Annotated in this window: 13 protein-coding genes; 4 read left to right on the top strand and 9 right to left on the bottom strand. The window is 68.4% G+C overall.

Annotated elements, in window-relative coordinates:
• Positions 1 to 218: Asd/ArgC dimerization domain-containing protein (locus EQG76_RS17365; protein ID WP_255476556.1), on the top strand; the 218-nt coding region annotated here is incomplete at its 5' end.
• On the opposite strand, the gene EQG76_RS17360 is transcribed toward EQG76_RS17365, so the two are convergent.
• Both EQG76_RS17360 and EQG76_RS17350 read right to left on the bottom strand, forming a co-directional pair.
• The gene (locus EQG76_RS17360) at positions 215 to 640 is read right to left on the bottom strand and encodes a Uma2 family endonuclease (RefSeq protein WP_159715650.1); all 426 of its coding nucleotides are present in this window, start codon (positions 638 to 640) and stop codon (positions 215 to 217) included. The two genes, EQG76_RS17365 and EQG76_RS17360, sit on opposite strands and share 4 nt — an antisense overlap.
• A gap of 410 nt (positions 641 to 1,050) precedes the next feature.
• Positions 1,051 to 1,380: a Uma2 family endonuclease gene (locus EQG76_RS17350; RefSeq protein ID WP_159715648.1), complete on the bottom strand. Its 330-nt coding sequence runs from the start codon at positions 1,378 to 1,380 to the stop codon at positions 1,051 to 1,053.
• Positions 1,381 to 1,484: 104 nt separating this feature from the next.
• Between EQG76_RS17350 and xseA the strand changes: the two genes are divergently transcribed.
• The 3 genes from xseA (at position 1,485) to EQG76_RS17335 (ending at position 4,524) form a co-directional block, all read left to right on the top strand.
• Complete coding sequence (xseA, locus tag EQG76_RS17345; RefSeq protein WP_159715647.1) at positions 1,485 to 2,945, top strand: exodeoxyribonuclease VII large subunit; 1,461 nt, start codon at positions 1,485 to 1,487, stop codon at positions 2,943 to 2,945.
• Positions 2,942 to 3,760 carry a nucleoside triphosphate pyrophosphohydrolase gene (mazG, locus tag EQG76_RS17340; protein ID WP_159715646.1) on the top strand — a complete coding sequence of 273 codons (819 nt, stop codon included), beginning with the start codon at positions 2,942 to 2,944 and terminating at the stop codon, positions 3,758 to 3,760. The genes xseA and mazG overlap by 4 nt, the downstream gene beginning before the upstream one ends.
• A gap of 71 nt (positions 3,761 to 3,831) precedes the next feature.
• The gene (locus EQG76_RS17335) at positions 3,832 to 4,524 is read left to right on the top strand and encodes a D-lyxose/D-mannose family sugar isomerase (RefSeq protein ID WP_159715645.1); all 693 of its coding nucleotides are present in this window, start codon (positions 3,832 to 3,834) and stop codon (positions 4,522 to 4,524) included.
• A gap of 46 nt (positions 4,525 to 4,570) precedes the next feature.
• Here EQG76_RS17335 and chrA read toward each other — a convergent pair whose 3' ends face one another.
• The 7 genes from chrA to ntrX all read right to left on the bottom strand — a co-directional run.
• Positions 4,571 to 5,965, bottom strand: coding sequence for a chromate efflux transporter (chrA, locus tag EQG76_RS17330; protein ID WP_235031419.1), 1,395 nt, complete (start codon positions 5,963 to 5,965; stop codon positions 4,571 to 4,573).
• The gene (locus EQG76_RS17325; protein WP_159715644.1) at positions 5,962 to 6,783 is read right to left on the bottom strand and encodes a chromate resistance protein ChrB domain-containing protein; all 822 of its coding nucleotides are present in this window, start codon (positions 6,781 to 6,783) and stop codon (positions 5,962 to 5,964) included. Before EQG76_RS17325 ends, chrA begins: the two co-directional genes overlap by 4 nt.
• Positions 6,784 to 6,921: 138 nt before the next feature.
• On the bottom strand, positions 6,922 to 8,223 hold the full coding sequence (gene hflX / locus EQG76_RS17320) for a GTPase HflX (protein ID WP_159715651.1): 1,302 nt from the start codon (positions 8,221 to 8,223) through the stop codon (positions 6,922 to 6,924).
• Between the two features lie 23 nt (positions 8,224 to 8,246).
• Complete coding sequence (gene hfq, locus EQG76_RS17315; RefSeq protein ID WP_159715643.1) at positions 8,247 to 8,558, bottom strand: RNA chaperone Hfq; 312 nt, start codon at positions 8,556 to 8,558, stop codon at positions 8,247 to 8,249.
• 240 nt (positions 8,559 to 8,798) lie between these two features.
• Entirely contained in the window at positions 8,799 to 9,680 is an 882-nt protein-coding gene (locus tag EQG76_RS17310) for a D-amino-acid transaminase (protein ID WP_159715642.1), read from the bottom strand.
• Between the two features lie 20 nt (positions 9,681 to 9,700).
• Complete coding sequence (trkA, locus tag EQG76_RS17305; RefSeq protein ID WP_159715641.1) at positions 9,701 to 11,077, bottom strand: Trk system potassium transporter TrkA; 1,377 nt, start codon at positions 11,075 to 11,077, stop codon at positions 9,701 to 9,703.
• Between the two features lie 4 nt (positions 11,078 to 11,081).
• The coding region (gene ntrX / locus EQG76_RS17300; RefSeq protein WP_159715640.1) for a nitrogen assimilation response regulator NtrX at positions 11,082 to 12,450 on the bottom strand (1,369 nt) is incomplete at its 5' end.

Here is a 12,450-nt window from a genome sequence, read left to right as displayed (position 1 = left end):
TCGAGGGCATCAACGTCCTCGATGATCCGGACGACTTCGAGTACGCGACGCCCAAGGACGTGGTCGGCGAGTACGCGACCTTCGTCTCGCGCCTGCGCCTGGACGATACCGTGCCCTACGGCCTGAACATGTGGGTCGTGTCCGACAACCTGCGCAAGGGCGCTGCCCTCAACGCCGTCCAGATCGCCGAGGCCCTTGTCGAGGACGGCTACGTCTAAAGCGGTCGGTCCGGCCGCAGCAGATGGTGACCGCGTGCCGGCATGTCCGCCGGCACGCCGGAGCCCCGATAGATGTCGTCCAGCAGGACCGGGCCGCCGAGAAACGGGCTCTCGACGCTGCCTGAGCCGACCGCCGGCAGGCCGACGGTCCAACTCTCGCCCTGCCGGACATGCACGCGGACCCACCGCTCCCGCGAGGCTACCAGCCAGATCTCCATGATGCTCGGCACCGAGGCATAGAGCGGCAGCTTGGTGCGCATGTCGTCCCGCTCGGTCGACGGCGACAGCACCTCGGCGACGATCACCGGCTCCTTGATGTAGCGCGAGTCAGCATGCTGCTCGCAGGTATAGGCGACGTCCGGATGTAGTAGTCGTCCCTGGCCAAGTTGATGACCAGTCCTGGCGTGACGATCGAGCGGCAACGCTCCAGGTCCGTCGACACCGATCCCAGATCTTCACGATGTTGGTCGTGATGATGTTGTGGCCCGGCCGAGGTGGGTTCATGGCATGCAGCCAGCCGTCCCGCAGCTCGTAGAGCGTGTCCGTCCCGTCGTCGAACTGGAGGAACTCCTCCAGGCTCAGTCTCGGCAGATCGTCGAGCCTGCGCGCCATCGCTCAGCCACCCTCCTCCTCGTCGAACCGCACCCTCGCCTAGAGTTCGTCCAGCGCCACCCGGTCGTCCAGCACCTCACTGTGGAAGCTGTCCTCTCCGGTCACCGGCAGCGCCACGATCCAGTCCTGGCCGTGCCGCCGCCGCACCCAGCGCCGGCCGGCATCGACCAGTCAGATCTCCTGCACGCCATCGACCCCTTGATAAATTGGGACGGCGGTCCTAAAATTCATTGAGAGCCGTGGATGGCGACAGGATCTCGACGATGATCGCCGCACTGTGCATCAGGCCACGTCGGTCCGGAGGCGTGCAGGCGAAGATCACATCGGGAACAAGGTAGGTCGCATCGCTTTCCGAGATCACGAGACCGGCGCCCTGGTAGGCCATGCAACGGTCGGGATCAGACGAGCGGCGGTCCAGCAGGTTACCGACACTCTGGGCGATCCGGGCATGCCGTCCATGCGGCGGCGCCATGGCCACGAGCTTGCCCTGGTACAGCTCGTAGCGGACGTCCATCTCGCCTTCGAAGCGCAGGAACTCCTCGAAGCTCATCCGCGGCAGATCACCGGAAGCCCGTGCCATCGACCACCTCCTCGCCATCCGAGACACAGCACGGGCTGACGGCAGCGTCCGTGGCTGCTAGCAAGCCAGCACCCATGGCGACGAACCTCACCGAATACACCGTCTCCGAGATCAGCGGCGCGCTTAAGCGGGCCGTCGAGGACACGTTCGGCCTGATCAAGGTTCGGGGCGAAGTTTCCGGCTTCAAGCGCGCTGCCTCGGGCCACGCCTATTTCTGCCTGAAGGACCAGCAGTCCCGCCTGGATGCGGTGTCCTGGCGCGGCTCAGTGCAGCGCTGGCGGCTCGCAGTCGAGGACGGGCTGGAGGTGATCGCCACCGGCAGGCTCACCACCTATCCCGGCCGCTCGACCTACCAGATGGTGGTGGAGCAGCTGGAGCCGGCCGGTGCCGGTGCGATCATGGCGATGCTGGAGGAGCGGCGCCGCCGGCTGGCCGCCGAGGGCCTGTTCGAGCAGGGCAGGAAGCGGCCGCTGCCCTTCCTGCCGCGCGTGATCGGCGTGGTGACCTCGCCCACCGGTGCGGTGATCCGCGACATCCTGCACCGGCTGAGCGACCGGTTCCCGCGCCACGTCCTGCTCTGGCCGGTCCTGGTGCAGGGCGAGCAGGCGGCCCAGCAGATCACGGATGCCATCAACGGCTTCTCGGCCATGCAGCCGGGCGGCCCGGTGCCGCGGCCGGACCTGCTGATCGTGGCCCGCGGCGGTGGTTCCATCGAAGACCTGATGCCGTTCAACGAGGAGATGGTGGTGCGCGCGCTGGCCGCGTGCTCGATCCCGACCATCTGCGCGGTCGGCCACGAGACCGACACCTCGCTGGCCGACCATGCCGCCGACCGCCGCGCCCCCACCCCCACCGCCGCAGCCGAGATGGCGGTGCCGGTGCGCCTCGAGCTGATCGAGCGGGTGGCCGTGCTGGAAGGGCGGATCCGCTCGGCCACGGTCGGCCACCTCCAGCGCCGCCGTACCGAGCTGGAGCGCTCGGCCCGCGGCCTGCCCGACCCGCGCATGCTGCTGGGCCTGGCCACCCAGCGCCTGGACGACCTGTCCGAGCGGCTGCGCCTGCGCCGGCCGGCCGACGTGCTGCGCGCCAAGGCGGAGCGGCTGGAGATGCTGGGCCGCCGCCTGCACGAACTGGTCTCGACCCTCCTGCGCACCGAGCAGCGCCACCTGGAGCGCACCGGCGCCCGCCTGGTGCCGGCCCAGATCCTGGCCCTGGTCGGGCGGGCGGAGCCGATGCTGGCCGATCGCGGCCAGCGGCTAGAACGGGCGGCCAAGCGCCGGATCGCGGACGGCCAGGCCCGGCTGGACACGCTCGGCAAGCTGCTGGACAGCCTGGGATACCGTCAGGTGCTGGCGCGCGGCTACGCGCTGGTGCGCGCGCCCTCCGGCGAAGTAGTCAGCGACGTTGCCGCCGCCCGCGCGGAGAGCCGGCTGAACCTCGTGTTCCACGACGGCGAGATCGCTGTCACCACTGGCGGCCGCACCAGGCGCAGTGGTGCGGAGGAGGACGAACCGGTGCAGGGGAGCCTCCTGTGAGCGTGCCAGTCCCGGAGGACGAGCGGCCGATCGACCGGCTGCTCGCGGTGATGCGGATCCTGCGCGACCCGGTGGTGGGCTGCCCCTGGGATCAGAAGCAGACCTTCGAGACGATCGCCCCCTACACGATCGAGGAGGCCTACGAGGTCCGCGACGCGCTGGAGCGGGGCGACCTCGACGACTTCCGGGCGGAGCTGGGCGATCTCTTGCTCCAGGTGGTCTATCAGGCACAGATCGCCGAGGAGCGGGGCCTGTTCGACTTCGAGGCGGTGGCGGCCGGGATCGTCGACAAGATGGTCCGTCGCCATCCGCATGTTTTCGAGGGCCATGCCCTGCTCGAAGGTGGCGAGCGCCGCCTGTGGGAGGACCTCAAGGCGGCCGAGCGCGCCGCCAAGGGGCAGCCCGAGCGGCCGGCCAGCGTGCTGGACGACGTGCCGGTGGGCTTCCCGGCCCTGGCCCGTGCGGAGAAGCTGCAAAAGCGCGCCGCCCGGGTCGGCTTCGACTGGGGCGAGCTCGGCCCGGTGGTGGCCAAGATCCGGGAAGAGCTGGCCGAGGTCGAGGCCGCTGGCGACCCCGAGCATCAGGCCGAGGAGGTGGGCGACCTGCTGTTCGCGGTCACCAACCTCGCCCGCCACCTCAAGGTCGATCCGGAAGAGGCGCTGCGCCGGACCAATGCCAAGTTCGAGCGCCGCTTCCGCGCAGTGGAGGCAGCCGCCCGTGCCGCCGGCCGGGAGCCAGCCGAGTGCAGCCTGGCCGAGCTGGACGCCTGGTGGAACGAGGCCAAGGTCGCCGAGCGCACCACCAAGGCTGGCTGACCGCGTCCGGCTGGACAAGCCGCCGCTCCGCCCATCTACTGCATCGAACGATCGACAGGGGGACGGCGCCGATGAAGCGCTCCGAGATCAACGCCATCATGCGGGCAGCGGATGCGTTCTTCCGCCGGCAGAACTTCCACCTGCCGGCCTTCGCCTACTGGTCGCCGGCTGACTGGGCGAAGAAGGGGGAGGAGGTGCGCGAGATCGTCGAGCGCCGGCTTGGCTGGGACATCACCGACTTCGCTCAAGGCCGCTTTTGCCGGTGCGGGCTCGCCGTGTTCACCCTGCGCAACGGCCCGGTCGCGGACCTCCAGCGCGGGAAGGGCAAGCTCTACTGCGAGAAGATCCTGATGATCCGCCACGATCAGGTCTGCCCGCTGCATTTCCACTGGAACAAGATGGAGGACATCATCAATCGCGGCGGCGGCGACCTCCATGTCCAGTTCTTCCATTCCACGGAGGCGGGCGGGGTTGACGAGCGGCCGGTGACGCTCAGCATGGACGGCGCCGAGATCACGGTCGCCGCCGGCGAGGTGGTCCGCGTGCCGCCCGGCGGCAGCGTGACCGTGCCGCCCCTGCTCTACCACAAGTTCTGGGGCTGGCGGGACGACGTGCTGGTCGGTGAGGTCTCCCTGGTCAACGACGACGACCAGGACAACCGCTTCTTCGAGCCACTCGGCCGCTTTGCCGCGATCGAGGAGGACGAGCCGCCCATGTTCCTGTTGCGCAACGACTACGAGCGGTACTGGGGTGCCCGACGCTAGCCGAACTCCCTCGTTCCCAAGTCGGCCGGTACGCCTCCGGGTATGTCTAGAGGAAGTCGCCGATCTGCAGCAGCAAACCGGCGGCAGCCACGGCAGCCAATGTTATCACCATCCCGAGCTTGAGGCGGAATAGGCAGATTGCGGCCAGAACGGCCAGTGCCAGGGCCGCAAGATCCAACGAGCCCAGCACCGGTAGATCGACCGAAATATAGCCTGCCTGGACGACCTGCAGGTCGCGGAACAGCACTCGCAGCCCGAACCAGGCAGTGAGGTTGGCGATGACGCCCACCACGGCAGCGGTGATCGCGGCAAGCGCGCTGGAGAGCGCGCGGTTCTCCTGCAGACGCTCGATCAGGGGCGCGCCCAGGAACACGAACACGAAGCAGGGCACGAAGGTCACCCACAGCACCAGCACCGAGGCTGCGATACCGCCAGGGATCCCGCTTAAAGCCTCCGGTGCGCGAAAGCCCGCGAGGAAGCCCACGAACTGCAGCACCAGGATCAACGGACCGGGCGTGGTCTCGGCGAGGCCCAGGCCGGCCAGCATCTCGTGGGCATTCAGCCAGCCATACGCCTCGACCGCGTCCTGGGCGACATAGGCCAGCACCGCATAGGCACCGCCGACGGTGACCACGGCCATCTTGGAGAAGAACCAGGCGACGTCCGCATAGGTCCCGCCCACGGCGGCCAGCAGAACGGCGACCGGCGCCAACCATAGCAGCAGGCCAACATAACCAGCGAGGCGCGCACTGGCGGCAAGCCGGGCAGGGCGATCCGGATCAGCCGCCAGCACCGCGTCGATCAGGGCTGGGGCATCATTCTTGGCTGCGCCATGGCTCCCGGGTGTGAAGGCTGTGGGCGCCAGATAGCCGATAATGCCGGCTGTCAGCACCACCAGCGGGAACGGCAAGTTGAGGAAGAACAGGGCGATGAAGGCGGCGACCGCCAGCGCCCAGGCTGCTCGTCCCTTCAGCGCCCGCCGGCCGATCCGCACCAACGCCTCGACCACGATCACCAGCACTGCGCACTTCAGGCCGAAGAACAAGGCCGCGACCAGCGGGGCGTCGCCCAAGGTCGCGTAGATGAGCGACAACGCCAGCATCACCAGCGCCCCTGGCAGCACGAACAGGATGCCGGCGGCCAGCCCGCCACGCACACCATGCATCAGCCAGCCGAGATAGGTGGCGAGCTGCTGGGCCTCCGGCCCCGGCAAGAGGGTGCAGAAGTTCAGCGCATGCAGGAAGCGCCGGTCGCCGATCCAGCGGCGGTCATCGACCACCTCCCGGTGCAGGAGCGCGATCTGTCCGGCTGGCCCACCGAAAGAGAGCAGCCCGATTTTCAGCCAGACGCGCAAGGCTTCCGCAAAGGACGGCAGCGCTGCCCCGGCATTGGTGGCGTGGGCAGCATCAGGGGCAATAGTGTCCTCCATCGTCCCGTTCATGGAGCAGCTGCCTTCACGTTGGGCCAGTTGTGCGTCTCGTCGGTGGCATCGCGGCACCATCGGTAGAACGCGTCGTACAGGACAATACCTGCCTCGAGCTGCTCGAGGTCATCCGCGTACATCCGCGACAGTCCGAGCGAAGCCGCCAGCAGCCCGGCTGTCTGCGGTGCCAGATCGAGGCGAGCTGTATCGGCACCACGTACGATGGTTGCCAGTCGGCGCAGCGGCTCCGTGCCAAGGCCCAGTTCCTCAACCATGACATCGAAGGTGCACAGCTCGCCGCGATGGCTCCAGAAGACGTTCTCGATGTCGAACGGTTCAGCATCGAAGCGCTCGCCGACCGCCGTGACCTCGGCAGGAATGACGAACAGGAACACGGCGGTTGGATCGACGAAGCGCCGGATCAGCCAGGGACAGGCGATCCGGTCGACCTTCGGGCGGGCGCGAGTGACCCAGACAGTCCGGCCCTGCTGGTCCCGTTTGGGCAGCTTGGCCTCCGGCACCGTCGGCAGGCCGGCGGTGGCCCAGGTCTCGAAGCCGCCTTCCAGCACATCGGCCGGGATACCCTCATGGCGCAGCCAGGCCGCAACACCGTGGCTCAGCTTGTGGCCATGCTGACAAATGACGATGGCGGTCCGGCCCTGCAGTGGAGCCGCCCAGCTCTGCAGCTGGTCGTGCCGACGCCGGAGCGCGCCCGGAATCAGGCGCGGATCGGCCGCGAAGTCATCCTCCGTGCGCACATCGATCAAGGCGGGGCACTTGGGCGTCCCGATCAGGCGGATCAGCTTGTCGATGGAAATGATGGTTGTCGACGCCACGGCGCGTCCTCCCGGGAAGGGGAATGGGACGCGATGCTTCGGCTGTCGCCTCGTGGGGAGATCGCCTTCCCCATGAGCGACAGGCTAGAATGATCCTCCGCCTGGTCAAGCGCCGGGATGAGGTGAGCGATCCGGTACTCAACCCTTGCGGGCGAGCCTCGCCTCCAGCTGGCGCTTCTTGTCCTCGGCGAGCAGCACGGAGACATGGGTGGCATCGCCATCGTCGGCCCTGGCCAGCACCTCGCCATTACGGAACAGCCAGGCCAGCGTCTCGCCGTCGCCGAACGGGATCAGCACCTCGATGGGCACGGCAAACTCGGACAGCTTGGCCTCGATCCCGCGCAGGAGCCCGTCCAGGCCTTCGCCGGTCTGCGCCGAGACCGTCACGGTAGCACTTGCCCGGGCGAGCTCGGCCGAGAGCACCGCCCGGCGCTCCTCGTCCAGCAGGTCGATCTTGTTCCAGACCTCGATCAGCCGCTGCGAGCGCGCCATGTCGTCGATGCCGAGCTCGTCCAGCACCTTGCGCACGTCGGCATCCTGCGCCGCGGCATCCTCATGGGCGACGTCGCGCACATGAAGGATCACGTCGGCCGAGAGCACCTCCTCCAGCGTGGCGCGGAACGCCGCCACCAGCGAGGTTGGCAGGTCAGAGATGAAGCCTACCGTGTCCGACAGGATCACCTTGCGCCCCTGCGGCAGGCGGATCAGCCGCATGGTCGGGTCGAGCGTGGCGAACAGCAAATCCTTGGCGAGGACCTGGGCGCCGGTCAGCCTGTTGAACAGGGTGGACTTGCCGGCGTTGGTGTACCCCACCAGCGCCACGACCGGATAGGGCACCCGCTCACGCGCCTTCCGGTGCAGGGCACGGGTGCGCTTCACATCCTCCAGCTCGCGCTCGATCTTGACGATCTTGTCGGCGATGATTCGGCGGTCCAGCTCAAGCTGACTTTCGCCGGGGCCACCGAGGAAGCCCGCACCGCCGCGCTGCCGCTCCAGATGGGTCCAGGAGCGGACCAGGCGCGAGCGCTGGTAGTTCAGCGCGGCTAGATCGACCTGGAGTACGCCCTCACGGGTGCGCGCCCGCTCGCCGAAGATCTCCAGGATCAGGCCGGTGCGGTCGATGACCTTGCACTGCCACTTCTTTTCGAGGTTGCGCTGCTGGCCGGGCGTGAGCGTACCATCGACCACCACGAGGTCGATCTCGTCCGCCTTCACCCGCTCCGCGATCTCGCTAACCTTGCCTCCGCCCAGCAGCGTGGCTGGGGTCACCTGGCGCAGGGGTGCGAGCTCGCGGTCGACCACGTCGAGCGAGATCGCCTCCGCCAGCCCCACCGCCTCGTCCAGCCGCGAGGATGGTGGGCGCAGCCGCTCCCGGTCGCTGCTCAGGTAAGGGTGGATGACCAGGCAGCGCCCGCTGCCTTCTGCCGTTTCGTTGCCGATGACGCTTCTGCCTTTGGCTCGCGCTACTCTTCCCGCTGCTCCTCGTCACGGCCCCGGTCGCCGTAGCCGCCACGCTCCGGTCCCTGCCCAGGCACCGAGCCCGGAGGTGCGTCATAGAGACGGACCGCCGAAGAGGGCATCACGGTTGATACAGCATGCTTGTAAACCAGCTGCACGTGCCCGTCACGCCGGAGCAGCAGGCAGAAATTATCGAAGGAGCCGATCACGCCCTGCAGCTTCACGCCATTGATCAGAAAGACGGTGACCGGGATCTTGTTCTTCCGGACGTGATTCAGAAAGACGTCCTGGAGATTCTGCTGCTTCTCGGCTGCCATCCGAGTACCTCTCGGTGAATTGGAAGGCACCACGGTGGCGGCGCGACTTGCGTCCCGTTGCCATCGCGGCCGGGTCCGGTCCGCATTCTGGTGCGCGATCCGACCACATTTTTTCCTTCGGAGATCAGGACATAACCAGCGCCCCTTGGCTCGGCAAGCGCCATCGGTGCAAGCTGGATGAATATATCCGCAGGGCTGGCGACACTGCCCTGCATGGTCAAGCCAAGTAACCGATCCCTCTCAACCCTGGGCGGCCACCTCGGCCGGCAGCCCGCAATGGGCCGCATAGCGGTCCATCAGCCGCCTAGTCGTATCGCCCGGCATGCCGTTGGCGACTGGTCGGCCGTCCACGCTGGTCACCGGCAGAACCAGCGAGGTGGCACTGGTGAGGAAGGCCTCGCGGGCGCGGGCCAGCTCCGCCAGGGAAAAGGCACGTTCCTCCAGCGGGATGCCCAGCTCCTGCGCATGTTCCAGCACCACCGACCGGGTGACCCCGCCAAGGATGCGCTGTGTCGCCGGGTGGGTGCGCAGCACGCTATGCTCGTCGACGATCCAGGCATTGGTGCTGGATCCCTCGGTCACGACCTCGCCCTCCGGGCCGCTGGCCACCAGCCAGGCCTCGCGGCAGCCGGCCTCCTGGGCGGCCTGCTTGGCCAGGACGTTGGCGAGCAGCCCTGTGGACTTGATGTCGCAGCGGGCCCAGCGCTCGTCGGGATGGGTGATCACCCCGCAGCCCTGCCGGCGCTCGGCTGAAGTCGGCAGCTTGAGCCGGCGCACGGTCACGACCAGGCTCGGGCGGGTGCCGGCGGGGAACGGGTGATTGCGTGGAGCCGTACCCCTGCTGACCTGCAGGTAGACCAGTGCGTCGGCCAGCGCGTTGCGGGAGATCGTTTCCCTGACGATCCGGTGCAGGGCGGCGTCGCTGACCGGCAGGTCGATGCGCAGGGCCGCGAGCGAGCGGCGCAGCCGTGCCAGGTGCCGGTCCGCGTCGATCAGCCGGCCGCCGATCCGCTTGACAACCTCGTAGATGCCGTCGGCGAACTGGAAGCCGCGATCCTCCACCGACACGGTGGCGGCATGGATTGGCAGGTAGCGACCGTCGACATAGGCAATCCGGGCCATGATGGGTTCCGCAGGCAGGATCAGAGATAGTCGAAGCGCACGGCGACCGCCTGCTCCAGGCTGCGCATCTGGTCGCCGCGGGCGATCGCGATCAGCCGGTCACGGGCGCGTAGCTGGCTGTCCGGCCGCGGCACCATGTACTGACCGCCGCGCAGCACCGCACCGATGATCACACCCTGGGGCATCCTGGCCTTGTCCAGGGTCTTGCCCACCAGCGGGCTGTTCTCCGGCAGATCGGCCTCGATCGCCTCGGCGGCACCGTCCTTGATGCTGAAGCCAGCCAGGATCCGGCCGCGCCGGACATGCTGGAGGATCGAGCTCACCGTGGTCCCGCGCGGGTCGATCATCACGTCGATGCCGATGTCGCCGATCAGCGGCGCATAGCTCTCGGTGTTGATCAGTGCGAGCGTCCGATTGGCGCCCAGCCGCTTGGCCATCAGCGCCGACATGATGTTGACCTCGTCCTGGTTGGTGACCGTGACGAAGGTATCGGCGGTGGATACGCCCGCCTCCCGCAGGAGGTCGGGATCGCGCGCATCGCCCTGCAGCACGATCAGGCCGGGCGCGCCCTCGGCGAGCGCCCCCGCCCGCTCCGGCGCGTTCTCCACCACGGCCAGCCGGAGATGCGGCGCCAGGGCACGTAGCTCGTGAACCAGGAAGCTTCCGATGCTGCCTGCCCCGCCGATCACCACCCGCCGGCCCTGGTAGGGCGCGTGGCCGAACGCGGTCATGGCGCGGGCCTGCTGCCGGGTCTCGACCACGATCCAGGCCCGGTCGCCCGCGATCAGCAGGTCCTCGGCATGTGGCACGAACAGCCGGTCATTGCGCTCGATCGCGACCACCACGACATGGAGGTCCGGGAACAGGTACGAGAGCTGGCGCAGCGGCGTGTCGAGGATCGGGCAATCCGCGTCGCAGCGCACGGAAACCAGCCGGACTTGGTCGGAGGCGAACGGGATCACGGCCAGCGAGCCCGGCACCAGCAGGGTGCGGGCCACCGAGCGAGCGACCTCGATCTCGGGTGAGATCACCACGTCGACTGCCAAGTGCTGGCGCAGGAACAGGTCCTCCCAGCGCCGGTCCAGATAGGCCTGCTGGCGGATCCGGGCGATCCGCGTCGCCGTGTTGAACAGGGCGTTCGCCACCTGGCAGGCGACGATGTTCACCTCGTCGCTGCGGGTGACCGCCACCAGCAGGTCGGCATTGGCGGCCCCCGCCTCACGCAGCACGGCGGGATGGGAGGCGGAGCCGGTGATCGCGCGCAGGTCGACGGTCTCGGCAATCCTCTGCACCAGCTCCGGACGCTGGTCGATGACCGTGACCTCGTGGCTGGCGCGGACCAGGTAGCGGGCGATGCTCTCGCCGACCCGGCCCGCTCCCGCGACGATGACTCGCAAGGGGTCAGTCGTCCCCGCTATGCAGGCCCAGCGTCTTCAGCTTGCGGTGCAGGGCCGACCGCTCCATGCCGACGAAGTTGGCGGTGCGCGAGATGTTGCCGCCGAAGCGCTCGAGCTGGGCCTGGAGATAGGCGCGCTCGAAATGCTCGCGCGCCTCGCGCAGCGGCATCGCCACCAGCTCGCCATTGGCGGTCGGGTCCATCGAGCCCACCGCGCTGTTGGTGAGGTCCGGCGGCAGCCCGTCCACGCCGATCGGCTGCTTGGGGTCGCCCGGCGCCATGATCAGCATCCACTCGACCGCGTTGCGCAGCTGGCGGACATTGCCGGGCCACTCGGCGGACTGCATCACCGCCATGGCGTCGTCGCCGATCACGCGCGGCGGCACGCTGGCGATGCGCGCGGCGCGGTCCATGAAGGTCCGGGCCAGCAGCGGAATGTCGATGCGCCGCTCGGACAGCGGCGGGATCTGCACCGGAACCACATTCAACCGATAGTAGAGCTCCTCGCGGAACTTGCCCTGGCTCATGAGCTGGGTCAGGTCCCGGTTGGTGGACGCGATCACCCGCACGTCCAGGTCGATGCGCTCGGTGCGGCCCGGTCGGGTGAAGCGGTTCTCCTGCAAGACCCGCAGCATCCGCCCTTGGGTCTCGAGCGGCATGTCGGCCACCTCATCCAGGAACAGGGTGCCGCCGCTGGCCCGCTCCAGGATGCCCACGAAGCGCGGCGTGTCGCCGTTGGCCTCGGCGCCGAACAGCTCGACCTCCAGACGCTCGGGCGCCATCACCGCGCAGTTCAGCACCACGAAGGCCGCATCCGCCCGCCGCGAATGGGCATGGATCATCCGGGCCGCGATTTCCTTGCCGGAGCCGGGCGGACCGCTGATCAGCACGCGGCTGTTGGTGGGCGCCACCCGGTCGATCGCCTGGCGGACCCGCACGATGCCGGGCGAGGTGCCGAGCAGGTCGATCTCGTCGCCGCCCTTGATCTTGAGCTGCTCGTTCTCGTGCTTGAGCCGGCTGATCTCCAGGGCACGCTGCATGGTCAGGAGGAGGCGGTCAGTCTTGAACGGCTTCTCAATGAAGTCGTAGGCGCCGTTCTTGATCGCCTGCACGGCCATCTCGATGGTGCCGTGGCCGCTGAAGATCACCACTGGGATGGTCGGCCACTGGCTGCGCAGCCGGTCCAGGATCTCCATCCCGTCCAGCTTGCTGCCCTCCAGCCAGATGTCGAGGAGGACGAGGTCCGGCACGCGCCGGTCGATCTCGGCGAAGGCTTGGTCGCTGTTGGCGGCCTGGCGGGGCCGGTAGCCCTCGTCCTGCAGGAGGGCAGCGACGACCTCACGGATCGCGGCCTCGTCATCGACGATCAGAACG

It is taken from the genome of Geminicoccus flavidas (assembly GCF_009806515.1).
GTDB classification, from domain to species: domain Bacteria; phylum Pseudomonadota; class Alphaproteobacteria; order Geminicoccales; family Geminicoccaceae; genus Geminicoccus; species Geminicoccus flavidus.
Note: the sequence above shows the minus strand (reverse complement) of the source record. Positions and strands in the feature narration are given on the sequence as shown.